This window comes from Terrabacter sp. FW104-15G4B, from assembly GCF_058790095.1.
In genome coordinates this window covers 50,759-74,709 of sequence record NZ_JBYTCI010000020.1, presented here as the reverse complement: position 1 = coordinate 74,709, position 23,951 = coordinate 50,759, and the positions used below count along the sequence as shown (strand labels likewise).

The following is a 23,951-nucleotide window of genomic DNA, read 5'->3' as shown; positions in this document are numbered from 1 at the left end:
CGGGGCCGCCCGATGCGTGCGGGCGGGCGGCCCGAGGTCCGGGGTGGGGTGGGTCTCGGTCGGTCAGGCGACCGGGCCGGCGCCGAACTCCTCGACGCCGATGACGGGCCGCAGGGCGCGCTCGACCGCCGGGGTGCTGAAACCGCGGCGGATGACGTCGTGGCCGAGGACGTTGCCGACCGCGCCCATGATCATCGCCTGGTCGAGCGAGAGGTAGCGGCGCGCGACCGTGCCGGACTTCACGGCGATCGCGTCGAAGAAACCGCCTCGGCCGTAGGAGTCGAAGTCGGCCTGCAGCCGCGCGAGGTTCGTGAACGCCTCGTCGGGCTCGTGCATCATCGCGAGGAACGACGCGTGCGGCGTCACCACGCCGTCACCGTAGGTCGGCGACGGGTTGGTGGCCGCGCGGCAGTCGCCGAAGCCCGGGTCGTAGTTCGTGCTCTGCTGGTCGGACATGTAGCCGTCGGGGTTGAGACCGAGGGCGTCGACGCCGTACTCCCGGTAGCCACCCTTCGGGTTGCTCGACGGGCTGAAGCCCCAGTAGCCGTAGCCGGCCTCGAGAAGCCCGTGCTCCCGCTGGGCCCGCACGTGCAGTGGGTGGTTCCGGCCCCAGGACCTCGGCGCCCACGCTGCCTCGTCGACGAAGACGTCGGGCATGAGCTCCTCGAACATCGAGCCGCCCCAGCCGGGCACGATGTGCATGCCTCGGTAGGTGTAGGCGCCCTCGTAGACGTCGAGGCCGTAGTACGTGCGGTTCTCGCCGACGGGCTGCATCTCGTGCCACGACCAGTCACAGGTCGCGGGGAAGGTGCGCCACATCGCGAAGTACTGCTTCGCCGGGACCTGGCCGGTGATGATCCCCAGGTAGCTGGTGATGCGGGTCTCGGACACGGTCGTGTCGTAGTGGTGCGTGGTGAGCCAGACGGGGTCACCGCCGATGTGGGTGCCTCGGTAGGTGCCACCCGGGCGGCCGTCCTCGTAGGGGTAGAAGCCGCCGTGGATGAGGCCGCCTGCGCGCACCTGGTGCGCCGGGTCGCTGTTGTCGTTGTAGAAGGCGTCCCAGCGCATCCGCTCGAAGATCCGCTTTGCCCACGGCGCGGCGCCCCGGTCGGAGTTCTGCACGACGAGGAGGGCGGCACCCAGCCAGCCGTTGTCGACGCTCGAGCAGAACGGGACGACCTTGTCGCCGGACCCGGGCCAGGAGTGCAGCGTCGTCGCAGTGGCCTCGTCGTACCAGTTGTAGTACATGCCGCTCGGCGTGTGGTGCTCCATGCGCTCCACCGTCTTGAGCGTGCGGATGAGTCGCGCCGTCGCCTCCCCACGCGTGATGATGCCCAGCTCGCGGGCAGCGATCGTCGACCACAGGTACCCGCCGATGTTGGTCGGCGAGGTGTAGCCGGACCGGTCCCCCGCGGCGAGCGAGGCCGTGATGTTGTCGGCCGGCAGGCCGGTCCTGGGGTCGGTCATCGCGACGAGGCTGCGCCAGGTGTCGGCCGCCCACGTGCGCACCGTGGCGCTCTCGAGGGAGCGGACGGCATTCGCACTCCTCGGCCGGGAGACAGCTGCCGCGGGGGCCGAGGGAGCCAGCGCAAAGGCCGCGACGGAAGCCGCGCCCCCGACGAGCAGCGATCGGCGGCTGGGCGTGTTCGGGGTCTTCGGGGTCCGGTCGGTCAGGTCTGGCAGGTCTGTCATGTGGCTGAGCTCCGTTTCCGTTACTTGAGGCCGGTGGTGGCGATGCCTTCGATGAAGCGCTTCTGGAAGATGAGGAAGACGACGAGGATCGGGATGATGACGACGGTCGCGCCGGCGAGGAGCAGCCCGTAGTTGGTGCTGTTCTGGCCGGTCGAGTAGAGGGCGAGCGCCACCGGGAGGGTGTACTTGTCCTCGGACTGCGCCACGACGAGCGGCCACAGGAAGTTGTTCCAGCTGCCGAGGAACGTGAGGATCCCCAGGGTGGCGAGGGCGGGACCGCACAGTGGCAGGATGATCCGCCAGAAGATCCGCAGCTCGCCGGCGCCGTCGACGCGGCCGGCGTCGAGCAGGTCCTTCGGCAGCCCGAGGATGAACTGACGCATCAGGAACACGCCGAACGGGCTGACGAGGAACGGCAGGAAAAGGCCGGGGATCGTGTCGACGAGGCCGGCGTTGGCGACGAGCACGAAGAGCGGCACGAACGTCACGACGCCGGGGATCATCAGGGTGCCCATGACCGCGACGAAGATGGCCTTCTTGCCCCGGAAGTCGAGCATCGCCAGGGCGTAGCCGAGCATCGAGCAGAAGATCAGGTTGCCGGCCGTCACGACGACGGCGACGACGATCGAGTTGGTGAAGTACTGCCCGAAGTTGAGCTTGCTGAACAGCTGCGTGTAGTTGTCGAGCGAAGCGCTCTCGGGCAGCCACGTCGGCGGCACCTGGCGCAGCTCGCCCTCGCCCTTGAAGCTGCCGAGCACCATCCAGACGAACGGCGCGATGACGGCGATGAGGGCGACGATGAGCACGACGTAGAGCCACCAGCGGCCGCCCTGGCTCGAGCCGACCATGCCGGCGCCGGAGGCCTTCCGGCGGCTCGGCCTGCTCGGCCGGGACGCCCTGCGGGGCGCATCAGCCGGGCCGGTGGGTCGGGGTGCGGTGTCGACGGACACGGTCACGTCCTCTCTCGCAGCAGCCGGAACTGGATGGCCGTGACGATCGCGATGACGACGAAGATGAGGTAGCTCATCGCCGACGCGAGACCGTAGTTGCCGAAGCCGAACTGCTGGTAGGTGTACATCGACAGCGAGATCGTGCTGTTCAGGGGCCCGCCCTTGGTCATCACGAACGGCTCCTCGAAGAACTGGAGGTAGCCGATGGCCGTGGTCACCATGACGAAGAGCAGGGTCGGGCGCAGCAACGGCATCGTCACGTGGCGGAAGCGTTTCCACGCCCCGGCCCCGTCGATGGCCGCCGCCTCGTGGAGCTCAGCGGGCACGCCCTGCAGGCCGGCGAGGAAGATGATCATGGCGGTGCCGAAGTTGCGCCAGGACGCCATGAGGATGAGCGATGGCATCGACCAGTCCGGGTCGCCGAGCCAGTTCGGCCCGCTGATGCCGACCCAGCCGAGCACGGTGTTGATCAGGCCGCCCGGGTCCTGCAGCAGGAAGCGCCACACGACGGCCACCGCGACGATCGAGGTGATGACCGGCAGATAGAAGCCGAGCCGGAAGATCGCACGGAAGCGGGTGATCCCCTTGTCGAGCGCGACCGCCGCGGCGAGCGCGACGACCAGCGTCAACGGCATACCGACCAGGACGAAGTATGCCGTGTTGCCGGCTGCCTTGCGGAAGGTCGGGTCGGACAGCGCCTTGGTGAAGTTGCCGAGCCCGATGATGTTGACCCCGAAGGGGTTCCGCAGGTCGCGGGCCTTGGTGTCGGTGAAGCTCATGAAGAGCGACTGGATCACCGGCCAGGCCGTGAAGGCGAGGAAGAGCAGGCAGAACGGGATCGCGAGGATCCAGGCCGCCCGCCCCTCCCGACGGCGGGACGAGTCGTCCCGCCAGCGGGAGCCGGTCGTGCCGGTCTGGGCGGTCATCGGACTACAGACCCGTCCCGATGGACTCGGCCTGCTGCTGGGCCGTCTTCAGGCCTGTCGCCGGGTCCTCACCGGTCTTGGTGATCTTCTCCATCTCGGTGTCGAGCCCCTTGACGGCCTGCTCCCAGGTCGGGAACGACGGCGGCGCCTTGGCGGTCTCGAGCTGCTTGCCGAAGACGGCGAGCTTGGGGTCCGAGGCGAGCGCGGGGTCCTGCCACGCGCTCTTGACCGACGGCAGGTCGGTGGAGAGGGTGTACCACTTGGCCTGGACCTTGGGGTCGGCGAGCCACTGGACGAACTTCCAGGCGGTGTCGCGGTTCTTCGTGTTCTTGAAGACGACGAAGTTGGACCCGCCGACGAACGACGACGACCCGGCCGAGCCGGCGGGGATCGGGGCGACGTTGTACTTGTCCTTGAAGCCGGCGCCGCCGACCTTCTCGACCGCGGACATCATCCACGGCCCGGAGATGAACATCGGCACCTTGCCGCTCGCGAAGTCGGGCTCGGTCGTCGGCGTCGCCGGGGCGCTCTTGTTGGAGATGCCGTCGGTGAAGAACGACTGGTAGTACTGCGTGGCCTTGAGCAGCTGCGGGCTGTCGAAGTTGTACGCCTTGCCGCCGTCCTTGGTCAGGTCGGCGCCGTCGCTCCAGGCGAACGGCATGACCGTCTGCCAGGAGCCCTCGCCGCCGGCCTGCAGGCCGATGCCCCACTTGGCGCCGGCCTTGGTCTGCATGGCCTTGGCCATGTCCTTCAAGCCCTGCCAGTCCTTGGGGGCCGCGTCGTAGCCGGCCTTCTTGGCGAGGTCGGAGCGGTAGAAGAGGACGCGCGTCTCGACGTACCACGGGATGCCGTAGGAGGTGCCGTTGACCTCGGTCGTCTTCTGGGCGCCCTCGAAGAAGGCCGACTTGTCGATCTGGGCCGGCGTCGGGTCGATGGCGTTGCTGCTCGCGAACTCGCCCATCCAGGTGGTGCCGACCATGGCGACGTCGGGGGTCTTGCCCGAGGCGATGGAGGCGGTGAACTTGTCGTGGGCGGCGTCCCAGGGGATGGCCGTGACCTGCACCTTGGTGCCGGGGTTGGCGGCCTCGAAGTCCTTCGTCAGCTTGGACAGGTTGTCCCCCTCGGCGCCCATCGCCCAGACGGTGATGGTGCCGGTGGCCTTGCCCGTGCTGACGGCCGCGCCCGTCTGGCCGGCGGCGCTGCCGCCGTTGTCCGCGCTGCGACCGCAGGCGGTCACGGTGAGGGCCGCGGCAGTCATGCACGCGACCGTGATGGCTGTGGTGCGTCTCATCGGTGTCTCACTTTCTCGGGGTTCTCCGACGTCGGTGTCGGGGGTGGGGCCTGTCGTTGGCGGTGTCGTCGGGTGTCGTTGCGTGTCGTTCGGAGGTGCCATGGTCAGGGGGTGCAGCCGCAGGAGCCGCGGATGACCAGCTCGGTGGGCAGGATCTGCGGCTCGAGGCGGGGCTGGCCTCCGGAGACGCGCTGGTGGAGGCGCTCGGCGGCGGTGACGCCGAGCTCGTGGACGGGCTGGCGCACGGTGGTGAGGCCGGGCCGCACGTAGCGGGAGGTCATGACGTCGTCCCAGCCGACGACGGCAAGGTCGCCGGGGACGTCTCGGCCGGCGTCCTGCAGGTGGCTCATGACGGAGAGCGCGAGCTCGTCGTTGGCGCAGACCAACGCGTCGGCGTCGATCTCGCCGGAGAGGAGGCTGCGGGCGACGTCCTGACCGTCCGCCTCGCGGAAGGGAACCCGCACCGGCTCGCGGGGCTCGAGGCCCCGCGCGCGGTGGGCGGCGACGAAGCCGTCGAAACGCTCCTGGATGTCGGGCGCACCGGCCGGGTCACCGACGAAGAGGAGCCGGGTGCGCCCGTGGGCGAGGACGTGGTCGGTGAGCTGCTCGGCGCTGTGGGCGTTCTCGGCCCGGACGCTCTCGATGCCGTCCTGGGGCGTGCCGGCGATGATGACGACGGGCTTCTGCCCGTGCAGGGCACGTGCAACTGGGGGCGGCATCGCCGCGGAGCCGAGCACGGCGATGGCGTCGACGCGGGTCGCGAGCTGCCGCACGGCGCGGGCGATGTCGGCCTTGCCCTCCGTGAGCATCAGCGTGACGCTCTGGCCGAGCTCGGCGGCCCGGGACTCGAAGCCCATGAGCAGCTCCGAGTAGTAGGGACCGGAGAGCTCCGGCAGGACGAGTCCGTGCGCCTCGTGGTGACGGACCGCGAGGCTGCGGGCGGCCCCCAGTGGCACGTAGTTGAGCTCGTCGACGGCGTCGAGGACCTTCTGGGTGGTCGTGGAGGAGACCGTGCCGACATCCTGCAGGACGCGGGAGACGGTGGCGATGGAGACGCCGGCGCGCTCGGCGACCGAGTAGATGGTGGCCCCGGCCGACTCGCCCAGGGCGGCGGCTGGCACGCGGGTGGTGCGGCCGGTTCTCCGGCGCGGGGTCGTCGCCACGGGGACACCTCCCTTCGTCTCGTCGTCGAGTCGCTCGGAACGCTTCTTCCAGACCGCCCGGCTCGGCCGGGCTGCGTTGTAAGCGCTTACATCCGATGTCCATAGTGCACAGGTCTGCGCACCGGCGCAAGGGTGCGCGTCGAGAAGGGACGGCAGGAAGGGGCCGTGCGGGGTGTCCTCACCACCCTGCACGGCCCCTCGTGGCGGCGCGCCGCCAGACCTGGGTCGGGTTGTCCCACAGCGAGTTTCGCCGCTCGACCGCGAGCGCGGGCACTCACGCCCGGTGACGGCATACGACCTCCGTGCGGCTCAGCCCTGCATCAGGCCGATCATGTTGCCGTCGGCGTCCGCGACGACCGCCACGGTGCGACCGCCGCCGACGTTGGTGGCCTTCTGCTTGACGGTCGCGCCGGCCTCGACGAGGGAGCCCAGGGTCGCCTCCAGGTCGTCGACCGACCAGAACGGCGTGCCGCCCGTGAGGCCCTTGCGGTGACCGTTCGGGTCGAGCGCGATCTCCTGGCCGTCGACGTTGTAGCCGACGTAGTACGACTCGTCGGTGTGCGGTTGCGCACCGAGCAGGGTCCCGAAGACCTTCTTCGCGGCATCGAGGTCGGCGACGGGGTAGATGAGGGTGTTCACGGCGGACATCAGGGTCTCCTCGTGGTGTTGTCGAGCTGCGTCAGCGGTGGTGTCACATCGGGTGGCACCGGCTCGTCAGTGCTATGACGGACCACGAGACGAGGATGTGACGACGATGGACCGGAACGACCGCACGGGCGACCGCGAGCAGGACGACCGGGAGCAGTGGCTGGCCCGCGACTTCGAGGCGCACCGACCGCGGCTGCGGGCGGTCGCCTACCGCGTGCTGGGCTCCGGCGCCGACGCCGACGACGCCGTGCAGGAGGCGTGGCTGCGGCTGAGCCGGAGCGACACCACCGAGGTCACGAACCTCGCAGGCTGGCTCACGACGGTCGTAGGGCGGATCAGCCTCGACATGCTGCGGTCCCGCAGCTCGCGCCGCGAGGACAGCTGGGATGCGGGCCTGGCGGAGCTCGTCGGCGGGGAGGTCCGGACCGCACCCGCCCAGCCGACCCAGCATGCCCCCGACCCGGCGAGCGAGGCGGAGCTCGCCGACAGCATCGGGCTGGCCCTGCTCGTCGTCCTCGACACGCTCGCGCCGGCCGAGCGCCTCGCCTTCGTGCTGCACGACCTCTTCGGTATGCCGTTCGAGCAGATCGCCGACATCCTCGACCGCTCCCCCGCCGCAACTCGCCAGCTGGCGAGCCGCGCTCGCCGTCGGGTGCGCTCGGCGGACGCCTCCGAGGCCAGCCCGGCGCGCACGCGGCAGCGCGAGGTCGTCACGGCCTTCCTCGCTGCGGCCCGCGGCGGCGACTTCGCGGCGCTGCTCGAGATGCTCGACCCGGACGTCGTGCTGACCGCCGACGCGGCTGCGATCGCGATGGGCTCGCCCGTGGAGCTGCGTGGAGCCGAAGCTGTCGCCCAGCGGTTCAACGGCGCTGCCCGCTCGGCACGTCTCGCCGCCTTCGACGGCGGGGTGGGCGCCGTGTGGAGCCTGCGTGGTGAGGCGAAGGTGGCGTTCCGCTTCATCCTCGACGGCGACCGCGTCACCGGGATCGAGATGGTCGCCGACCGGAGCCGGCTGGACGCGATGGAGATCCTCTACCTGGCTCCCTGAACCGTTGGGTGCCCCATCCGGGACGCGGCTATCGTCGAGACGTGGCAACGGGGATTCGTGCGGCAGTCGTGCTCGGGTCGGGCGGGGCCCGCGGCTACGCCCACGTCGGTGCGCTCGAGGTGCTGGCCGAGCGCGGCTTCGAGGTCGTCTCGATCGCGGGCACGTCGATGGGCGCCCTGGTCGGCGGCGTCGCGGCGGCGGGCAAGCTCGAGGCCTACACCGAGTGGGCGCGCAGCTTGACCCAGCGCGAGGTCTGGCGCCTGCTCGACCTCAGCATCACCTCTCCCAACGGTGCGATCCGCGCCGAGCGGATCCTCGCCAAGGTCGGCGAGATCCTCGAGGGCGCCACCATCGAGAGCCTGCCTATCCCCTACACGGCGGTCGCGACCGACATCAACGCCCGGCGCGAGGTGTGGTTCCAGCGCGGACCGGTCGAGCACGCGATCCGGGCCTCGATCGCCATACCGGGCGTCATCACGCCGGCCGTCATCAACGGACGCGTCCTCGTCGACGGCGGCCTCATCAACCCCATCCCCATCGAGCCGACCGCTGCGGCGTCCGCCGACCTCACGATCGCCGTCTCGCTCTCGGGGATGCGCACCACGGGCGCGGCGACCACACCGGTCAAGGAGTCGTCGGAGCAGCTGCCGCACGCCGAGTGGACGACCCGCCTGCGCCGCGGCGCCGCCGAGGTGCTCGAGTCCGAGCACGTCAGGGCGATCACGAGCCGCTTCGGAGGGCACGCGCGGGACCTGGACGCCGAGGCGACGCTTCCCGCGACGGCGGTCGACGAGGTGCCACAGAGCCCGACCGACGCGCTCGTCGTCAGGTCGGCAGACGTCAAGCTCGTCGACCTTCTCAACATGTCGTTCGACACGATGAGCGCCCTGATTTCGCGCTACCGGATGGCGAGCAACCCACCCGACGTGCTCGTCACCGTCCCGTCCAACGCCGTGCGCACGCTGGACTTCCACCGGGCGGCAGAGATGATCGAGCTCGGCCGCCGGCTCACGACCGAGGCGCTCGACCGCGCCGGCTACTGACGCCGACGGCCGCGTCCCCTCCCCTTGACCTCAGGTGCACTCGAGGTCCCAGCATGGGGGCGTGACCACACCGACAGAGGCACTGACCGCCGACGAGGCAGCCGCCTACCTCTCCCGCATCGGGGCTGCCGCCCCCGAGGCGCCGACGCTCGCCGCCCTGGCGTCCCTGCACCGGGCGCACCTGCTGGCCGTGCCGTTCGAGAACCTCGACATCTCGCTGGGCCGGCCGATCCGCCTCGACCGCGAGTCCCTGCTGGCCAAGGTGGTGGGGGCCCGGCGCGGTGGCTACTGCTACGAGCTCAACGGCCTCTTCGCACTGCTGCTGCGCAGCCTCGGGTATGCCGTCGACCTCGTCTCGGCCCGCGTGGCCACCGCGGCCGGCGGGCTGACGGACGACTTCGACCACGTGGCGCTCGTCGTCTCGGGCGGCAGTCTGGAGGAGCCGGCGCTGGCCGACGTCGGCTTCGGACAGGGGTTCATCGAGCCGCCGCCGCTGCACGACGGCTTCGAACGACGAGAGCGCGGCCAGGTCGTGGGTCTACGACAGCGGGACGACAGATGGGTCTACCGCGAGCGCGGCGACGGGGAGGACTGGAGGGACCGCTTCGTCTTCACGACGACACCCCACCCGCTCGGTGACTTCGCCGAGCGCAACGTCTGGCAGCAGACCTCACCAGACAGCCACTTCACCCGGGCGCGGCTCGCTTCGGTGCTCACCCCGGCGGGGCGGGTGACCGTCAGCGGCGACCGGCTCATCACGACCACCCTCGGGCGCCGTGAGGAGACCGAGCTCGGCGAGGAGTCCGCGGTGCGCGCCGCCCTCGCCGAGCACTTCGGCATCGTCCTGGACCAGGTCCAGTGAGCAGGTGCAGTGAGCAGGTGCACTGACCAGGGCTCAGTCCCAGGCGTCCTTCGTCGGGCGGCACAGGCAGAACGGGTGGCCGGCCGGGTCGGCGTAGACCCGGAAGCCGCGCTCCGGCTCGGGCTGCGGCGGCTCGGTCGGGTCGAGAGCCGTGCCGCCGAGGGCGAGCACCCGCTCGTGCGCGGCGGCGATGTCCTCGACGACGAAGTCGAGGTGCGCCTGCTGCTGCCCGCGGGGCCAGTCCGGGGACTGGTGGTCGGGCGCCAGCTGGGTGGCGATGCGGGGGCCGTCCCAGACGACGTTGAACCAGTCGCCGTCCTCGTCGGGCTGCACCGACCCGCCGAGCAGGTCGGCGTAGAACTGGGCCACGCCACTGGGGTCGGCACAGTCGAGCGCCACGCAGTCGAAGCCGATCTTGGGGTGGGACGAGTCGGCCATGGGTCCTCCTGGGTCGGTGTCTCGATGTCTCGGCATCTCCGTGTCGTTCGACCTACCAACCAGCGAGCCCGGACATCGCGCCCTGATCGAGCACCAGATCGCGCAGGGACGTGGTGCCAGGACCTCGTTGCACTGCTGACAGCTGCCCCCAACGGTGGCACCAGCGACGGCCGCTGATACGCAAAACGGCGGAGCTCGCCGCAGACGACCGGGTATGCATGCGGCACAGTGGGACTCGACCCGCCGTACGACAGAGAGGGCCTCTCGTGGACATCACCGACGTGATCCTGCGGCAGCACGACGAGCAGCGACGGATGTTCGCCGCGCTCGAGGAGTGGCCGCGCGACGACCATGAGGGGCTGGCGGCGGTATGGAAGCGGCTCGAGATCCTGCTCGAGGTGCACGCCGAGGCGGAGGAGCGCTACTTCTACCCCGAGCTGCTGCGCATCGGCACCGGCGGCGCCGACGCCGAGTCCGTGGACGAGGAGGTCGAGGACGCCATCAAGGACCACAACGACATCCGTGGGTCCGTGCGCCAGGTGGGCCGCTGCGCCGTCGGGTCCGACGAGTGGTGGACGGCCGTGGTCGACGCCAACGTGCACAACAGCGACCACATGGGCGAGGAGGAGCGCCAGGACCTCGCCGACTTCCGCCAGCGCGCGAGCCTCGAGCTGCGCCACGAGATCGCGGTGAGGTTCCTGCGCTACGAGGCCATGCGGTGGGCCGAAGGGGTCACCCCGCGCGACAAGGACCCCGAGGACTACGTCGCGGACGAGAAGTCGCGCACCCCGTCGGAGACGGCGCAGAAGGCCGCTGAGGACGCAGAGCAGGCGGCCACCACGGGACCCGTCCGCGACGAAGCGTCGAAGAAGGCATCTCCGGAGGCCGCGGAGGACTGACGCTGGGAGCTGCTCACCCGGTCAGGCCGGGTGGTCGCTCGAGGCGAGGGCACGGCATACGTGGTCGTAGGCCGTGCGGCTGCCCGCGGCGACCAGCCCGGGCGGGCGGATGTCGCGCGGGGAGTAGACGTCACCGGCCGTCGTGCCGAGCACGCCGCCGGCCTCGGCGAGCAGGAGCGAGCCGGGGACGTGGTCCCACGGCGCCGCCGACGCATAGAGGATGTAGTCGGCCTCACCCTCGACGATCTTGGGGTAGTCGATGCCGCAGGACACCCAGGTCAGGGTGAGGGGCTCGAGCCCGTCGAGCGACTTGCCGATCCACTTGCGGCGTGAGGTTCGTCCGCGGAGAGCCTCGCCGGGCCGCTCGGGGATGGTGAGTCGCTCGGAGCCGTCGGCGTCGTGGCGGTAGGTGCCGGCGCCGCGCTCGGCGACGTAGCCGAGGCCGTGCTGCGGCTGCCAGATCCAGGCACGCACCGCCTGCCCCCGCACCGTCTCGCTGACCATGACGGCGTGGTCCTTCGAACCGTGCACGAAGTTCTTGGTGCCGTCCACGGGGTCGACCGTGAAGGCGTGGTCAGCGGCGGCATACCGGTCCATGAGCGCGGGGTCGCCGGCGAACGTCTCCTCGCCGAGCACGACGGCGTCGGGATAGGCGCCGAGGAGGGCGTCGGTGATGAGCACCTCTGCCTCGCGGTCGGCGTCGGTGACGAGGTCGCCCGGCTTCTTCTCGTGGACCTCGCCCGCAGCCAGTGAGCGGAACCGCGGGTTGATGACCTCCTCGGCCACGTTCGTGAGCAGCGTCAGCACCTCGTCCGTCTCCACACCACCAACCTAGCGGCCCCGGGAACACCTCCCGAAGGCGTGGTTGCACCGGTCGGCCAATGGGTACGGTGAGTCACGGAACGCAGCCTGTGGAGGGGAAGCGGGCCAAGAGGACCGGGAGCCGGCATCGCTGGCTCCCGGTCCTTTCCGTCATTCCCGGGTGACGACTGCGTATGCCGGCTGGCAGGCTGTCGCCGTGATCGCCACCTCTGCCGTGACCCGGCTGACCGACGGGGTCGTGACCCTGCGCGCCCATTCCGCTGACGACGCCGACGCGATCGTCGAGCAGAGCACCGACCCCGAGAGCCTGCGATGGACGACGGTCCCGCGGCCCTACTCTCGCGACGACGCGCTCGGCTTCGTGGAAGGCAACCTCAGCGCGTGGGGGGAGGCCGGTTCCAAGCGCTCGTGGGCCATCGAGTGGGACGACGCGGGCACGCCCCGCTACGGCGGCACCATCGACCTGCGTCCCGGCGCGGCGGCCTCGGCGGGCGAGCTCGGCTTCGGGCTGCACCCGGATGCCCGCGGCCGCGGGCTGATGTCCCGGGCGGTGCGGCTCGTCGTCGCCCACGCCTTCGCCACGCCGGTCTGGGGCGCGCCGGTGACGCGCCTTCAGTGGCGGGCGATCGTCGGCAACTGGGGCTCGCGCCGGGCGGCCTGGGCGGCCGGCTTCACCTTCCACGGGACGGTCCCGGGAAGCCACCCGGACCCGCAGGGTGGGTTCGCGGCCCTGGACACGTGGGTCGCCAGCATCGCGCCGGGCGACCCTCTCTCGCCGCAGAGCCCGTGGTTCAACGCCCCGCCGGTCGAGGGCGACCGGGTGCGGCTGCGGCCATGGCGGCTCGAGGACCTCGAGTCCATCGAGCCGCGTCCCCACGACCCCGAGCACTGGATGCCGTCGCGCTCGATCCTGCGCCGCGACACCTTCCCGACGTGGCTCCTCACCCGGCAGGAACGGATGGCGGAGGGCACTGCCGTGGACTGGTGCGTCGCCGACGTCGAGACGGACCGGGCGCTCGGCAGTGTCACGCTGTTCAGCCGGGGAGGGCCCATCACGGACACCGCCGAGCTGGGCTACCAGTTCTTCCCGAGTGCACGCGGACGGGGCGCCGCCAAGGAGGCGGCCCGGCTCGCGGTCACGCACGCGTTGAAGCCGGCCGGCGAGGGTGGTCTCGGGGTGCGGCGGCTCGTGGCCGAGACGGCTGCCGACAACGAGGCGAGCAACGCCGTGCTGCGGTCGGTGGGCTTCGTGACGTTCGGGCGCGAGCACGCCGTCGACCGCCTCGCCGACGGTGGCTGGGGTGACGGCCTGCACTGGGAGCTGCTGCCGGCGCGCTCTGCCGGCTGAGGCCGGAGCCTGGGCTGGGCGGCCGGGGCGGACCTGTCGGAGGTCGCCGGGGTATGCCACCGTTGACCCTGCGCCCTCCTGTCGTCGGACGGGGGGCGCGTCCGACGGGAGGACGAGCGATGAGACTGGGTCACGAGCAGGAGCTCGACGCACCGCTCGACGCGGTCTGGACGCACTTCATGGACCTGCACCGGATCGGGCGCTGCTTCCCCGGGGCCAAGGTCACCCAGGTGCGCGGCGACGACTTCGTCGGCGAGATCCGCGCCAAGCTCGGTCCGCTGTCGATGTACTTCGACGGCACGGGCTCGATGACCGAGCGCGACGAGGACGCAGGACACGCACGGCTCGCGGCGACCGGCCAGGAGCGCCACGGCCTCGGCAAGGCGACCATCGACATCACCCTCGAGCTCCACCCGGTCGGCGACGGCAACCGCACCCGCGCGCACCTCGCGACCGAGCTCGTCTTCCTCGGCTTCCCGATGGACTTCGGCTCCGGGCTGGTGCAGCGCGCCTCGGACCCCCTGATCGAGCGCTTCCTCACCTGCATGTCCGTGCCCGGCCCGGTCGCCGACGCCGAGGCTGACGACGGCGGCTCGCTCGACCTCGTCCGCTCGGCGACCGACCTGTTCGGGTCCTTCCGCCGCGACCGCCGCGACCGCCGCGACCGCAGACGGCGATGAGGGTCGCGGTCGTCGGCGCGAGCGGCTACGTCGGCTCGCGACTCGTACCGGAGCTGCTGCGACGCGGCCACGAGGTCGTGGCCACGCACCACCGGAGGCCGTCGACGGCATACCCCTGGTCGGACGACGTGCAGTGGCGGCGCGTCGACGTGCACGACGAGGAGCGTGTCGTCGCGGCCCTCGACGGCGTCGACGCCGTCTGCTACCTCGTGCACGGGCTGGACGACGAGGAGTTCATGCGGCTCGACCGGCAGGCGGCCGACAACGTCGCGTATGCCGTCGGGGTGGTCGGCGCCCAGCGGCTCGTCTACTTCTCGGGGATCCTGCCGGACCGGCCCGACGACGAGCTGTCCGACCACCTGCTCTCGCGTCTCGAGGTCGAGGAGATCCTCGCGACGGCTGGCTGCTCGGTGCTGACCCTGCGTGCGTCGATGGTGATCGGGGCCGGCTCCACGAGCTTCGAGGTGATGCGCCAGATGTCGCACCGGCTCGGGGTCGTGCAGACCGTCCCGGCGTGGATGGGCAGCTCGGTGATCCAGCCGGTGGCCGTCGCGGACGCCGTGTGGTTCCTCGCCGAGGCGCTCGAGCGAGCCGAGGTGACCGGGCACGTCGACGTCGTGGGCCCCGAACGGCTCAGCTACGTCTCGCTGCTGCGGACGTATGCCGCCCGCGCCCGGCTGCTGCGCGTGCAGGTCCCGGTGTGGCTCGCTCCGGTCGACACGGTCGCTCGGGTCGCCGGCGCGCTCGTCGACGTGCCGAGCGGCACGGTGCAGTCGCTGATCCCGAGCCTCGGACACGACATGGTCGGCGAGCTCGACGCCGTCGACGCGCTGGGCGAGCCTCCGGGAGGCCGGCTCACGGTCGGTGACGCGGTGGCGAGGTCGCTGGCGACGATGCGGGCCGGAGACGGTGCAGCCGACGGGGCCGCGGTGGACGGCGATCCGCAGGCGCCCTCCGTCGGAGACCCGCCGTGGTCACGGCACCGGTCGGTGCTCGAGTGGGTGTGGTCCACCGCCCGGCGACGCTGAAGAGAGGGCCGATTCGCGTCCCTCTGCCTCACCGGGTGTCTGATGTGCCCTGGTGTGGCCCCCGGCCACCCACTCCGGGGTCAGAGGCGTGCCGGCGCGGTCCACGGTGGGTCGCCTTGGCGGGAGCAACCGTCTGGGCGACATGTCGGACAGGTGAGCCAACAGGCCCGGATCAGGGTCGGTCGGGGTCGGTTTCGGGGTCGATCCCGGTTGCGCCGAAGGGTGCGCGGGTAAGACTGTGGAAGCAGTGAGCCGACCGAGCGGGCCGGCCAGTGCAGACGAGGAGACCACCGTGTCGTTCGGTGAGCAGCTGAAGAACAAGGCCGACGAGGTCCACTTCCAGGAGAAGGCCAAGGACTTCGGCGACGCCGTCTTCGAGATGGCCAAGGCCGTCATGATCGCCGCCGCCCACTACGCCCAGCAGAACCGGGGCAAGGTCGACGGGGCCCTGGACAAGGCCGAGGCCAAGATCGGCGAGAAGACCGGCGGCAAGCACGCCGACACCATGACCAAGGTTCGCGCCTCGGTCGACAAGGGCATCGACAAGATCGTCGAGCAGCAGGACAAGGACGAGGCGGCTCCTCCCAGCCCTGCCGCCTCGTCCGTGCCCGACGACAAGCACAGTGCCTTTGACGACGAGTCCCCCGCCGGCAACCCCACCTGAGCCGGCGCCTCCCGGGGGCCGTATGCCGCCGAACCTTCTCGGCGGCATACGGCTTCGTCGTGTCCGGGCTCGTTCGGCGCCGGTCGCTCAGCGGTAGTCGATGGTGATGTCGCCCGAGCCGGTCCTGACCTGGACGGCGTCCGCGCCGGCAGGGTCGGTGCGCACGGCGACGTCCCGGGACCCCGACCCCGAGTCGGTGGTGACGGCATACGCCCGGTCGCCGGGAAGGCGCACGTCGACGTCGCCGGAACCGGTCCGCAGGTCCACGGTCGGTGCAGCAGCCGCGAGCTCGACGTCGATGTCGCCGCTGCCGCTCCTGGCGGTCAGTGCCGACGTCGCGAGGTCGGAGCCCTCGATGTCGCCCGAACCCGCGTCCAGACTGACCCCGCCGAGCGCTCCGCTCACCGCGATGTCGCCTGAGCCGTTGCGGACCGTCACGGTCGTCGCGTCCGGGACGGTGACGACGTAGTCGATCGAGCACGAGGACAGGAAGGCACCGTCGCACCCCGCGTCGATGGTCAGGGCGCCGCCCGCCCAGGTCTCCTTGGGGACCGGCTGGAAGGCACCGGGTCCCCAGCTGAGGTGTCGCTCGACGTGGACGGTGCCCGCGGGCGCGCCGCCGCGGACCTCGACATCACTCGACCCGCCGGCGAAGGTCAGCCCGGTCACGGCCTTTCGATACGTCTGCTGCTGATCGGCACTGCGCCACAGACCGCCGGTCACAGCACCCCACGTCGTGACGCCCGCGACGCCGGCCAGCACGAGGGTCGCTCCCAGTCCGGCGACGAGCCACCACGGCCTCGCGGACCGGACGGTGGGTGGCCGGGCCTGCGTCAAGGCGCCGGAGCTGCTGTCGGACGAGCCCTCGGGGCGTTCGCTCGTCGACGTCGGACGCAGCCACCGGTCGCCGTAGGGCTCCTCGCCGTAGAGGGAGTCGCCGTGGATCCGGTCGTCGGGCACTGGCGTGGACGGGCCGGGCTGGCCGGGCTGGCCGGGCGGCCCGGGCGTGGGGGTCGGTTCGTGAGTGGACATGGTGGATCCCCTATTCCGAGAGGTACTTCAGGACGGCGAGGACGCGGCGGTGGTCGCCCGCGGTCGTCGGCATGTCGAGCTTGGTGAAGATGGCGTTGACGTGCTTGGCGATCGCGCTCTCGCTGACGTGCAGGGCGCCGGCGATGCCGGTGTTGGAGCGGCCCTCGGCCATGAGCGACAGCGTCTCGCGCTCACGGTCGGTGAGGCGCTTCCACACGAAGGGCGCGGCCACGGCCGCGACCACTGCGCCGAGGACGACGTATGCCGTCTGGCGGGGCGCGAGTCGTCGCTCGGCGCGGTTGCGGGTCGTGGTCACGCGACCACGGTAGGGGTCAAGCGGGGCCACGGACCATGACGTTTCCGGCCGGACGAGGGTGCAGAAAAGTACAGGGCGATGGGAGTGTGAAGTGGCTGCCGCCTTCCTGCGCAGCGAGGATGCTGGACGAAGGCACGGTCCGTCCTGCGGCCGCCCCGTCCCGGAGGCTCCCATGACACAACAGCCCGAACAGCCCGAACCCACGGTTTCACCCGTTCCGCCGGTGGAGCCGGCACCGCGCGAGATCCGGGCCGGGTGGTACCCCGACCCGGAGGGCAAGCCCCGGTCGCGTTACTGGGACGGCGACGCCTGGACCGACCAGCTCGGCCCCCAGCTCTCGCCGGCCACGCAGGCGGTTCAGGCGGTCCAGCCGGCACCGTCCCTGACCGCCGCGTTCGCCCCGGTCGCGACGGACGCCGAGGGCCTGCCGGTCAGTGACCGCTCGCGGCTGGCCGCTGCCCTGCTGTGCTTCTTCGTCGGCGTCCTGGGGGTGCACCGCTTCTACGTCGGCAAGGTCGGCACCGGCATCCTGCAGCTCGTCACCTTCGGCGGCCTCGGGATCTGGGCGCTCATCGACCTGATCGTCATCCTCGTCGGCACGTTCCGGGACAAGCAGGATCGGTTGCTCCTCAACTGGTGAGGCGACCAGCCACTTTCGACCCGCGCTCCGGCCCTTCACACGTGGGTCCGCCCCCGTGTCAAATGAATTCACCGATGCCTGTGACGCGCCCGCTTCCGCCCCGAAGGCCCCGTTTCGGTCTAGGTAGTTCGACTCAAACAAGGGTGGGGCCGTATCTGCCGAGGGGTTTCCCCTTCTGAGGTCTCGACAGTTCGACCTCAAGGAGAAACCAGCATGTCTCAGCTCGTCATCAACGGTTCCGCCCAGTCCGCCCGCCGCCTCAACTCGCTTCGAGGATCCTCCATCGGCCTGGTGACCACCGCCGTCGGCCGCCTCCAGGCGATCCTGGTGGCCTACAGCCTCCAGGTGCTGCGGGTCAGCCTCGGGCTCGTCTTCCTCGGTTTCGGGGTCATCAAGTTCGTCCCCGGCCTCAGCCCCGCCGAGGCGATCGCCTCGGCGACCATCGACCGGCTGACCTTCGGCCTCGTCTCGGGACACGCGGCGGTTCTGCTCACAGCGGTCACCGAGACCGTCATCGGGCTCACGCTCGTCACCGGGAAGTTCCTGCGCGTCGGGCTCGTCGTGCTCGGCGGCGCCCTCATCGGGATCATGTCGCCGCTGGCGCTCTTCACGGCCGAGCTCTTCCCGCACGGCCCGTCCCTGATGGGTCAGTACGTCCTGAAGGACATCGTGCTCGCCGCATCGGCGCTCGTCGTCGCGGCATACGCCCTCGGTGCCCGGCTGGAACCCGGCTCGGACGACTGACGAAACCGCGTCACCTCGCGACCGCTGGGTGCACCCTGAGAGATGAGGGGCGCCCAGCGGTCGCACCCAGCCCCGCCACGCCCGCACGAATGAGAGAAGGAGTCGGCTGATGACCGCGCTGACCACCACGACGAGGCCCGCGTCCACCGCCGCCCAACGTCCCCACCTCGTCGACGCCCCGACGGACTACCGCGGCCGCGTCACGGGCATCGACGGCACCGTCCACCGCTTCCCCGCCGCCACCTACCTGTGCCGCAGCGTGGCGCGCGAGGAGCGAGCCATCGCCCGGGCGGCCCTCGAGGCCACCGACCGGTCGGCCTCGCGCCGGATCGGCGCCATCGGCGCTGCCCTCACCGCGCTCTTCGTCGCCGCGCTCGTGGTGCTCGGCACCGGCCGCACCGACACGCAGTCCGGGCGCATCGTCCTCGCTTGCCTGGGCGTCGCGATGGTCCTCGTCGTCGTCGCCCTGGTCGTCGTGCTGCGCCGCCACGAGCGCGCGCACGACACCCTCGCCGAGCGCGTACGCATGTACGACGCGCGGCTGCTCGAGCTGCGTCCGCGACGCTGACCGGCCGCTGACCCACCTCCGTCCCGGCCGGGTCGCCCACGGGCCGCCCAGCCGATCTGGCCATACTGGCGACATGACCGAACACGTCACCATCACGACCGACGCCGGCGAGATGCCGGCGCACCTCTGGCACCCGCCGACCGGGCACGGCCCCGGCATCGTCGTGCTGCAGGAGATCTTCGGGGTCAGCGACTACGTCCAGCGCCGGGCCGCCCAGCTCGCCGAGGGCGGCTACGTCGTGCTGGCTCCCGAGATCTTCTGGCGTCTCGGCGTCACCTCTCCTGTCGAGGGCGAGGACGCCCTGCAGCACGGCATGGACCTCGTGCAGCGCCTCGACTGGCAGGCCGCCGTCGCCGACGCCGTCGCGGCGGTCGAGTGGCTTCGCGACCGCGACGAGGTCACGGCGGGTGTCGGGGCGGTCGGCTTCTGCTTCGGCGGCGGGCTCGGCTACAACGTGGCCGCGCAGCTCGAGTCCGAGGGCTCCGACGGGACCGAAGGCACCGACGGGTCCGCGGGGCCGGCGCCGCTCGAGGCGCTCGTGAGCTACTACGGGTCTGCGCTGCCCAACCTGCACGACTCCCTCACGGTGACGGCGCCGAGCCTGCACCACTTCGGGCTCGCCGACTCGTTCCTCGACACCGAGACGGTGCGCCGCATCGAGGCCTCCCTGAGCCGGCAGCCCGCGACCGTCATCGAGACGTATGCCGGCGCCGACCACGCGTTCGACAACGACGACATGCCGTGGCACGACCCCACCTCCTCCACGCTCGCCTGGGCCACGACCACCGAGTTCCTCCGCGAGCACCTGCCGGTCTCCTGACCTCGGCAGGACCGGCGTGGCCGGCCGTGTCGAGATGGCGCCGCCTTGATCGACGTTGAGGTGAGCCGGCGACCGAGCCGGACACACCGCACCAGCAACACACACGAGGAGCACTCCCATGACGCAGTTCCTTCTCTCCGTCCACCACCGCGCCGGCGCCGCGATGCCCTCCGACGACGAGATGCAGCAGATGTACGCCTCCGTCGACGCCTTCAACCGCAAGCTGCAGGAGACGGGCGCCTGGGTCCACGCCGGCGGTCTGACCGACGTGAGCCAGGCCAAGGTGGTCGACGCGTCGGCCGGATCGGTCACCGACGGCGCCGTCACCGACGGCCCGTTCAGCGAGGCGCGCGAGTGGCTCGGTGGCTTCTGGCTCATCGAGGCACCCGATCTCGATGCGGCCCTGGCCCTGGCCCACGAGGGTTCGGCCGCCTGCCACGGGCCGGTCGAGGTCCGGGCGCTGCAGGATGAGTGACACCCAGCGGCTGCGCGGGGCCCATGCGAGGTTCGTGGCATCGGCCCCGCGCCGGCAGCTCCGTGGCCTGCCGGACCGGGTGGACGTGGGCGAGACCGGGTATGACCTTCAGGGCTGTGCTACTGCACGCCCGCACCGAACTGCCGAGGAGTACCCGTGGAGCTGGACCAGGTCGAGGCGGTGACGCCCGGCCTCACCGGGCGGATCGCACGGGCCGAGCGGGGCCAGGCACGACGCTTCGCCTTCCGTGTCGCGCGCCTGGCGTGCGCCGTGGCCGGGGTGCACGACGGCACGGCGTTCGAGGTGGCCCGCAACGGCTTCGAGCGCTACCCCGAGGTCGAGGAGCTCGTGGGGCTCTGGGACCTCGAGCGACGGCTCGACTCGGACTGCGAGGCGCGCCTGGGCTCGCACCCGAGCACCTGCAACCTCGACGAGCTGCGTCTGCACGACGAGTGCATCGAGGCGCGCGCGGTGGCCGCGGTGATCGCGGCGCTCAAGCCCGACCCGGTCGTCGCGGCCCATGAGGCGCTTCGAGAGGCCCGCAGCGCAGGCTGCGACCGGGCCGAGCTGGAGAAGCTGGCCGACGACCTCCTCTGAGGCGGTACCGGTTCGCCCCGTCCGCCGGTAGGCGATGCGTGACATCGACATCGGCGACGTCGTCACGCTGATGCGCGAGCGGGCGGTGCGGCGCATCCCCGTCCTCGACGGCGGCGTGCCCGTGGGCATCGTGTCGCTCGGCGACGTGGCCATGCACGAGGAGTGCGGACCGTCCTGGCCGAGATCAGCGCCGCGGCCCCCGACCGGCTCTGAGCGGCGCGGACGGCTCGCCGCTCGGCTGGCGGCGGCGGACGCGGCTGAGGCGGCGTGCCCAGCGGTAGGCGGGCTCGCGCATCACGACGACCCACGCCGGCGCGCTGGTGCCCTCGAGCTCGTCGACGATCGGGTCGAAGCGGGTGCGGGCGTCAGGCACCTCGTGCAGCAGCCGCACGAGGCCGAGCACGTGCCAAGGTCCGCGCCCGACGCAGATCGCGAGCTCGTACTCGTGCGCCTCCTCGTCGTCCCGCGCACCGTCCCGTACGCATGGCCGCACGAGCAGCTCCACGGAGCGCCCTCCGGCTCGCGTGGGCAGCAGGGTCGTCAGCGGGGCAGCGGTCGCGTGTCGCACGGGCCGCAGCACGTGCCGGCTGAGTGAGCCGGTGCCGGTGGTGGCGAAGAGCAGGTCGGCCGGCCGTCCCAGCACGCCGGCCTCCGGGATCCGCAGCGCGAGACCGCCGACGTCCCAGAACCCCTCGGGTGTCCCCACGGCACGTGACACCCGCACGGTGCAGGAGTGGACGCCGCGGTCCTCGAGGAGCGGGATGCCGAGCTCCGGCATCGGCGAGTCCACGCGCAGCTCGGACTCCCATGTGCGGCCGACGGCGTGGAGCGGTTTACGTCCGGTGGCCAGTGCGACGAGGCCCAGCCCGGCCGCCAGCACCGCGCCCACGACCCGAGGCGGTTGCGTCGGCAGACGGGCAAGGTCGGGGAGGTTGGTGGGCGGACGAATCACTCCTCTCACCTACCCAGCGCAACAGGCCGTCCGTCCTCCCGTGGGTCAGTCGGCGCGACGCTCCCCGGGCGACCGGAGGCGGGTGCTCATGGCGGCTGGCAGGTCGGCGGGGTCGGCCGCCGGCCAGCTCGCCGGCTCGGGTCCGAGCTCGACCAGGTGGGCGACCTGCTCACGGCACCAGGACGACACCTGCCGTCGCCCGGTGAGGACGTCGGAGGCGAACGTGCTCCACGGCACCCATTCCGCCTCCTCCACCTCCGCGGGGTCCGGGTTCGGCTCGGGAGCCTGGCCCTCGCAGCGGCCGACGAGGACGGGGCACAGCTCCCACTCGACGACGCCGTCCATCTCGGCGCGGTAGGAGAAGCGCGGCAGCACGAGGCGCAGGTCGCGGACGTCGATGCCGAGCTCGTCACGGCCGCGGCGGAGCACGGCGTCCTCGACCGCCTCCCCGGGCGCGGGGTGCCCGCAGGCGGAGTTGGTCCACACGCCGGGGAACGTCGCCTTGCTGATCGCCCGGCGCGTCACGAGCACGGAGCCCGCGTCGTCGTAGAGGTAGACGGAGAACGCCAGGTGCAGCGGGGTGTCGGCGTGGTGCACCGTCGCCTTGGGCTCGGTGCCGATGGCCCGGCCGTCGGGCGAGACGAGGACGACGAGCTCCTCGCCGGTGGTCGCGGTCATCGTCCGGGCCTCGCGAGCTCGTTGACGGCGACGCGGAAGACCGGCGGCAGCGTGGCCGCGGCCGGCACGAGCAGCCGCCGGCTCCAGGCGGGACGGGTCACCTGGACCAGGGTGTGGGTGAGCACGGCGTAGCGGCGGGTGGCCACGCGCCAGCTCCTCTCGTAGGACTGCGGGTCGCCAGCGGCGATGGCCGCGACCGCGGCCCGTGCGTGGGCGAGACCGAGCGAGATTCCCTCGCCGGTCAGGGCGTCGACGTAGCCGCTGGCGTCACCGGCGAGCAGGACGCGGCCGGCGACGCGTCGGGTCGTGCGCTGCCGGAGCGGTCCTGCCCCGCGGACCGACGAGACGACGGGCGCGGCGTCGACCCGCTCCCGCAGATGCCTGAACTCGGCGAGGGCGTCCGGCAGTGAGCCCCGTCGGCGGCTGAGGACAGCGATGCCGACGAGGTCGTCGCCCACGGGGGTCACGTACGCCTCGCCGTGGGCGCCCCAGTGCACCTCGACGTGGTCGCTCCAGGGACGTATGCCGTAGTGCTGGCGCAGCCCGTAGCGGCGCGGTGGGCGCGTCTCGCCGAGGTGGTCGCGGTCGAGCCCGAGTGAGCGGCGGGTCGGCGAGTGCAGCCCGTCGGCGGCGATGGCCCACGGCGCGGTGAGCGTCGGCCCGACCCGTCCGGCGTCGTCGGTGCGCACCGTGACCCCGTCGTCGTCCTGGGTGACGTCGGTCGCACCGACCGCGAGCACCTCGATACCGGCGTCCCGCACGGCCGACGTGAGGGCGTCGTGCAGCGTGGTGCGCCGCACGCCACGGCCGGGGCCGGCGGTGAAGTCGGCCTCGGCGACGCGGCCCTGGGCGACGTAGCGGATACCCCGGAGGTCGTGCCCGGCCGGGTCGACTCCGAGCTCGGTGAGGGCCGAGAGACCACCGGGCATGAGCCCCTCGCCGCAGGCCTTGTCGATGGTGCCGACCCGGGGCTCGAGGACGACGGGCTCGAGACCGCAGCGGGCGGCATACAACGCGGTGGCCAGCCCGACGGGACCCCCGCCGACGACGATGACGCCGGCGGTCACGCCCTCACCTCGCTGGAGGACGGTGCCGGGGCCGCGAGCTCGCGCAGGGCGGCGTTCTCGCACCGGAGGCGGACGACGAGCAGGGCGGCGTTGGCGACGGTGAACACGAGAGCCGTCACCCAGGCGGTGTGCACGAGCGGCAGGGCGATCCCCTCGAGGACGACGGCGACGTAGTTGGGGTGCGGTACGAGGCGGTAGGGGCCTCGGCGCACGAGCGAGAGTCCGGGCACGACGATGACGCGGGTGTTCCACTGGTTGCCGAGCGTGGCGATGCACCACCAGCGCAGCGCCTGGCTCAGGGCGACGAGGGCGAGCATCACCCAGCCCAGTGCCGGCACGAAGGGCCGGGCGCCGACCCAGACCTCGGCGAGCGCCCCGACGAGAAGCCCGGTGTGGAGGACCACCATGACGGGGTAGTGGCCCTGTCCGCGCTCGACGCCACCACGAGCGAACGCCCACGCGGCGTGACGGTTCGAGACGACCAGCTCGGCGAGGCGCTCGAGACCGACGAGCAGGACGAGGGCGGTGAAGAGCCACTCCGAGGTCACGCCGGCTCCTCG

At 71.7% G+C, this 23,951-nt stretch carries 28 protein-coding genes and 1 pseudogene; 15 read left to right on the top strand and 14 right to left on the bottom strand.

Annotated features, from left to right (window positions below; all coding sequences use genetic code 11):
* Positions 1-63 precede the first annotated feature (63 nt).
* The 6 genes from AC3WRT_RS15205 to AC3WRT_RS15180 form a co-directional block, all read right to left on the bottom strand.
* Positions 64-1,692, bottom strand: coding sequence for a glucoamylase family protein (locus AC3WRT_RS15205; protein WP_492723310.1), 1,629 nt, complete (start codon positions 1,690-1,692; stop codon positions 64-66).
* A gap of 20 nt (positions 1,693-1,712) precedes the next feature.
* Positions 1,713-2,642: a carbohydrate ABC transporter permease gene (locus AC3WRT_RS15200; protein WP_492723308.1), complete on the bottom strand. Its 930-nt coding sequence runs from the start codon at positions 2,640-2,642 to the stop codon at positions 1,713-1,715.
* 2 nt (positions 2,643-2,644) lie between these two features.
* On the bottom strand, positions 2,645-3,568 hold the full coding sequence (locus AC3WRT_RS15195; protein ID WP_492723306.1) for a carbohydrate ABC transporter permease: 924 nt from the start codon (positions 3,566-3,568) through the stop codon (positions 2,645-2,647).
* A gap of 4 nt (positions 3,569-3,572) precedes the next feature.
* Entirely contained in the window at positions 3,573-4,826 is a 1,254-nt protein-coding gene (locus tag AC3WRT_RS15190) for a sugar ABC transporter substrate-binding protein (RefSeq protein WP_492723304.1), read from the bottom strand.
* A 137-nt stretch (positions 4,827-4,963) separates the two neighbouring features.
* On the bottom strand, positions 4,964-6,022 hold the full coding sequence (locus tag AC3WRT_RS15185; protein WP_492723302.1) for a LacI family DNA-binding transcriptional regulator: 1,059 nt from the start codon (positions 6,020-6,022) through the stop codon (positions 4,964-4,966).
* Positions 6,023-6,331: 309 nt separating this feature from the next.
* On the bottom strand, positions 6,332-6,670 hold the full coding sequence (locus AC3WRT_RS15180) for a VOC family protein (RefSeq protein WP_492723300.1): 339 nt from the start codon (positions 6,668-6,670) through the stop codon (positions 6,332-6,334).
* Positions 6,671-6,776: 106 nt separating this feature from the next.
* Between AC3WRT_RS15180 and AC3WRT_RS15175 the strand changes: the two genes are divergently transcribed.
* From AC3WRT_RS15175 to AC3WRT_RS15165, 3 genes are all read left to right on the top strand, one after another.
* Positions 6,777-7,718: a sigma-70 family RNA polymerase sigma factor gene (locus AC3WRT_RS15175; protein WP_492723298.1), complete on the top strand. Its 942-nt coding sequence runs from the start codon at positions 6,777-6,779 to the stop codon at positions 7,716-7,718.
* A gap of 41 nt (positions 7,719-7,759) precedes the next feature.
* Positions 7,760-8,761 carry a patatin-like phospholipase family protein gene (locus AC3WRT_RS15170; RefSeq protein WP_492723296.1) on the top strand — a complete coding sequence of 334 codons (1,002 nt, stop codon included), beginning with the start codon at positions 7,760-7,762 and terminating at the stop codon, positions 8,759-8,761.
* A 61-nt stretch (positions 8,762-8,822) separates the two neighbouring features.
* Positions 8,823-9,623 carry an arylamine N-acetyltransferase family protein gene (locus tag AC3WRT_RS15165; protein ID WP_492723294.1) on the top strand — a complete coding sequence of 267 codons (801 nt, stop codon included), beginning with the start codon at positions 8,823-8,825 and terminating at the stop codon, positions 9,621-9,623.
* A 33-nt stretch (positions 9,624-9,656) separates the two neighbouring features.
* On the opposite strand, the gene AC3WRT_RS15160 is transcribed toward AC3WRT_RS15165, so the two are convergent.
* Positions 9,657-10,061 (bottom strand): VOC family protein, encoded by a 405-nt coding sequence (locus AC3WRT_RS15160; RefSeq protein WP_492723292.1) that lies wholly within the window; start codon positions 10,059-10,061, stop codon positions 9,657-9,659.
* A 266-nt stretch (positions 10,062-10,327) separates the two neighbouring features.
* Between AC3WRT_RS15160 and AC3WRT_RS15155 the strand changes: the two genes are divergently transcribed.
* Entirely contained in the window at positions 10,328-10,960 is a 633-nt protein-coding gene (locus tag AC3WRT_RS15155) for a hemerythrin domain-containing protein (protein ID WP_492723290.1), read from the top strand.
* A gap of 21 nt (positions 10,961-10,981) precedes the next feature.
* Here the strand turns inward: AC3WRT_RS15155 and AC3WRT_RS15150 are convergent, their stop codons facing one another.
* Positions 10,982-11,782 carry an inositol monophosphatase family protein gene (locus AC3WRT_RS15150; RefSeq protein WP_492723288.1) on the bottom strand — a complete coding sequence of 267 codons (801 nt, stop codon included), beginning with the start codon at positions 11,780-11,782 and terminating at the stop codon, positions 10,982-10,984.
* 196 nt (positions 11,783-11,978) lie between these two features.
* Here AC3WRT_RS15150 and AC3WRT_RS15145 point away from each other — a divergent pair, with 196 nt between their 5' ends.
* From AC3WRT_RS15145 to AC3WRT_RS15130, 4 genes are all read left to right on the top strand, one after another.
* Complete coding sequence (locus AC3WRT_RS15145; RefSeq protein ID WP_492723286.1) at positions 11,979-13,130, top strand: GNAT family N-acetyltransferase; 1,152 nt, start codon at positions 11,979-11,981, stop codon at positions 13,128-13,130.
* A 119-nt stretch (positions 13,131-13,249) separates the two neighbouring features.
* Positions 13,250-13,810 (top strand): SRPBCC family protein, encoded by a 561-nt coding sequence (locus AC3WRT_RS15140; protein ID WP_492723284.1) that lies wholly within the window; start codon positions 13,250-13,252, stop codon positions 13,808-13,810.
* Positions 13,807-14,838: an NAD(P)H-binding protein gene (locus tag AC3WRT_RS15135; RefSeq protein WP_492723282.1), complete on the top strand. Its 1,032-nt coding sequence runs from the start codon at positions 13,807-13,809 to the stop codon at positions 14,836-14,838. Before AC3WRT_RS15140 ends, AC3WRT_RS15135 begins: the two co-directional genes overlap by 4 nt.
* A gap of 247 nt (positions 14,839-15,085) precedes the next feature.
* Positions 15,086-15,502, top strand: coding sequence for an antitoxin (locus AC3WRT_RS15130; protein WP_492723280.1), 417 nt, complete (start codon positions 15,086-15,088; stop codon positions 15,500-15,502).
* 87 nt (positions 15,503-15,589) lie between these two features.
* Here the strand turns inward: AC3WRT_RS15130 and AC3WRT_RS15125 are convergent, their stop codons facing one another.
* Positions 15,590-16,534: a DUF4097 family beta strand repeat-containing protein gene (locus AC3WRT_RS15125; RefSeq protein WP_492723278.1), complete on the bottom strand. Its 945-nt coding sequence runs from the start codon at positions 16,532-16,534 to the stop codon at positions 15,590-15,592.
* A 10-nt stretch (positions 16,535-16,544) separates the two neighbouring features.
* A complete protein-coding gene (locus tag AC3WRT_RS15120; RefSeq protein WP_492723276.1) occupies positions 16,545-16,850 on the bottom strand; it encodes a response regulator transcription factor in 306 nt (101 codons plus the stop codon).
* 172 nt (positions 16,851-17,022) lie between these two features.
* On the opposite strand from AC3WRT_RS15120, the gene AC3WRT_RS15115 reads away from it, so the two are divergent.
* The 7 genes and pseudogenes from AC3WRT_RS15115 to AC3WRT_RS15085 all read left to right on the top strand — a co-directional run.
* Positions 17,023-17,490: an NINE protein gene (locus AC3WRT_RS15115; RefSeq protein ID WP_492723274.1), complete on the top strand. Its 468-nt coding sequence runs from the start codon at positions 17,023-17,025 to the stop codon at positions 17,488-17,490.
* A 213-nt stretch (positions 17,491-17,703) separates the two neighbouring features.
* On the top strand, positions 17,704-18,234 hold the full coding sequence (locus tag AC3WRT_RS15110) for a DoxX family protein (RefSeq protein ID WP_492723272.1): 531 nt from the start codon (positions 17,704-17,706) through the stop codon (positions 18,232-18,234).
* A 109-nt stretch (positions 18,235-18,343) separates the two neighbouring features.
* Positions 18,344-18,802: a hypothetical protein gene (locus tag AC3WRT_RS15105; RefSeq protein ID WP_492723270.1), complete on the top strand. Its 459-nt coding sequence runs from the start codon at positions 18,344-18,346 to the stop codon at positions 18,800-18,802.
* Positions 18,803-18,875: 73 nt separating this feature from the next.
* Positions 18,876-19,622, top strand: coding sequence for a dienelactone hydrolase family protein (locus AC3WRT_RS15100; protein ID WP_492723268.1), 747 nt, complete (start codon positions 18,876-18,878; stop codon positions 19,620-19,622).
* A 118-nt stretch (positions 19,623-19,740) separates the two neighbouring features.
* The gene (locus AC3WRT_RS15095; protein WP_492723266.1) at positions 19,741-20,097 is read left to right on the top strand and encodes a YciI family protein; all 357 of its coding nucleotides are present in this window, start codon (positions 19,741-19,743) and stop codon (positions 20,095-20,097) included.
* 156 nt (positions 20,098-20,253) lie between these two features.
* Positions 20,254-20,694, top strand: coding sequence for a hypothetical protein (locus AC3WRT_RS15090; RefSeq protein WP_492723263.1), 441 nt, complete (start codon positions 20,254-20,256; stop codon positions 20,692-20,694).
* A 34-nt stretch (positions 20,695-20,728) separates the two neighbouring features.
* A pseudogene (locus AC3WRT_RS15085) lies at positions 20,729-20,794 on the top strand (hypothetical protein); the annotation flags it as partial.
* 84 nt (positions 20,795-20,878) lie between these two features.
* Here the strand turns inward: AC3WRT_RS15085 and AC3WRT_RS15080 are convergent.
* The 4 genes from AC3WRT_RS15080 to AC3WRT_RS15065 are packed head-to-tail and all read right to left on the bottom strand — an operon-like array spanning position 20,879 to position 23,939.
* Complete coding sequence (locus AC3WRT_RS15080; RefSeq protein ID WP_492723260.1) at positions 20,879-21,646, bottom strand: phosphodiesterase; 768 nt, start codon at positions 21,644-21,646, stop codon at positions 20,879-20,881.
* A 45-nt stretch (positions 21,647-21,691) separates the two neighbouring features.
* A complete protein-coding gene (gene idi / locus AC3WRT_RS15075; protein WP_492723258.1) occupies positions 21,692-22,324 on the bottom strand; it encodes an isopentenyl-diphosphate Delta-isomerase in 633 nt (210 codons plus the stop codon).
* Entirely contained in the window at positions 22,321-23,391 is a 1,071-nt protein-coding gene (locus AC3WRT_RS15070; RefSeq protein WP_492723256.1) for an NAD(P)/FAD-dependent oxidoreductase, read from the bottom strand. The genes idi and AC3WRT_RS15070 overlap by 4 nt, the downstream gene beginning before the upstream one ends.
* Positions 23,388-23,939, bottom strand: coding sequence for an isoprenylcysteine carboxyl methyltransferase family protein (locus AC3WRT_RS15065; RefSeq protein WP_492723254.1), 552 nt, complete (start codon positions 23,937-23,939; stop codon positions 23,388-23,390). The genes AC3WRT_RS15070 and AC3WRT_RS15065 overlap by 4 nt, the downstream gene beginning before the upstream one ends.
* Between the last annotated feature and the right edge of the window lie 12 nt (positions 23,940-23,951).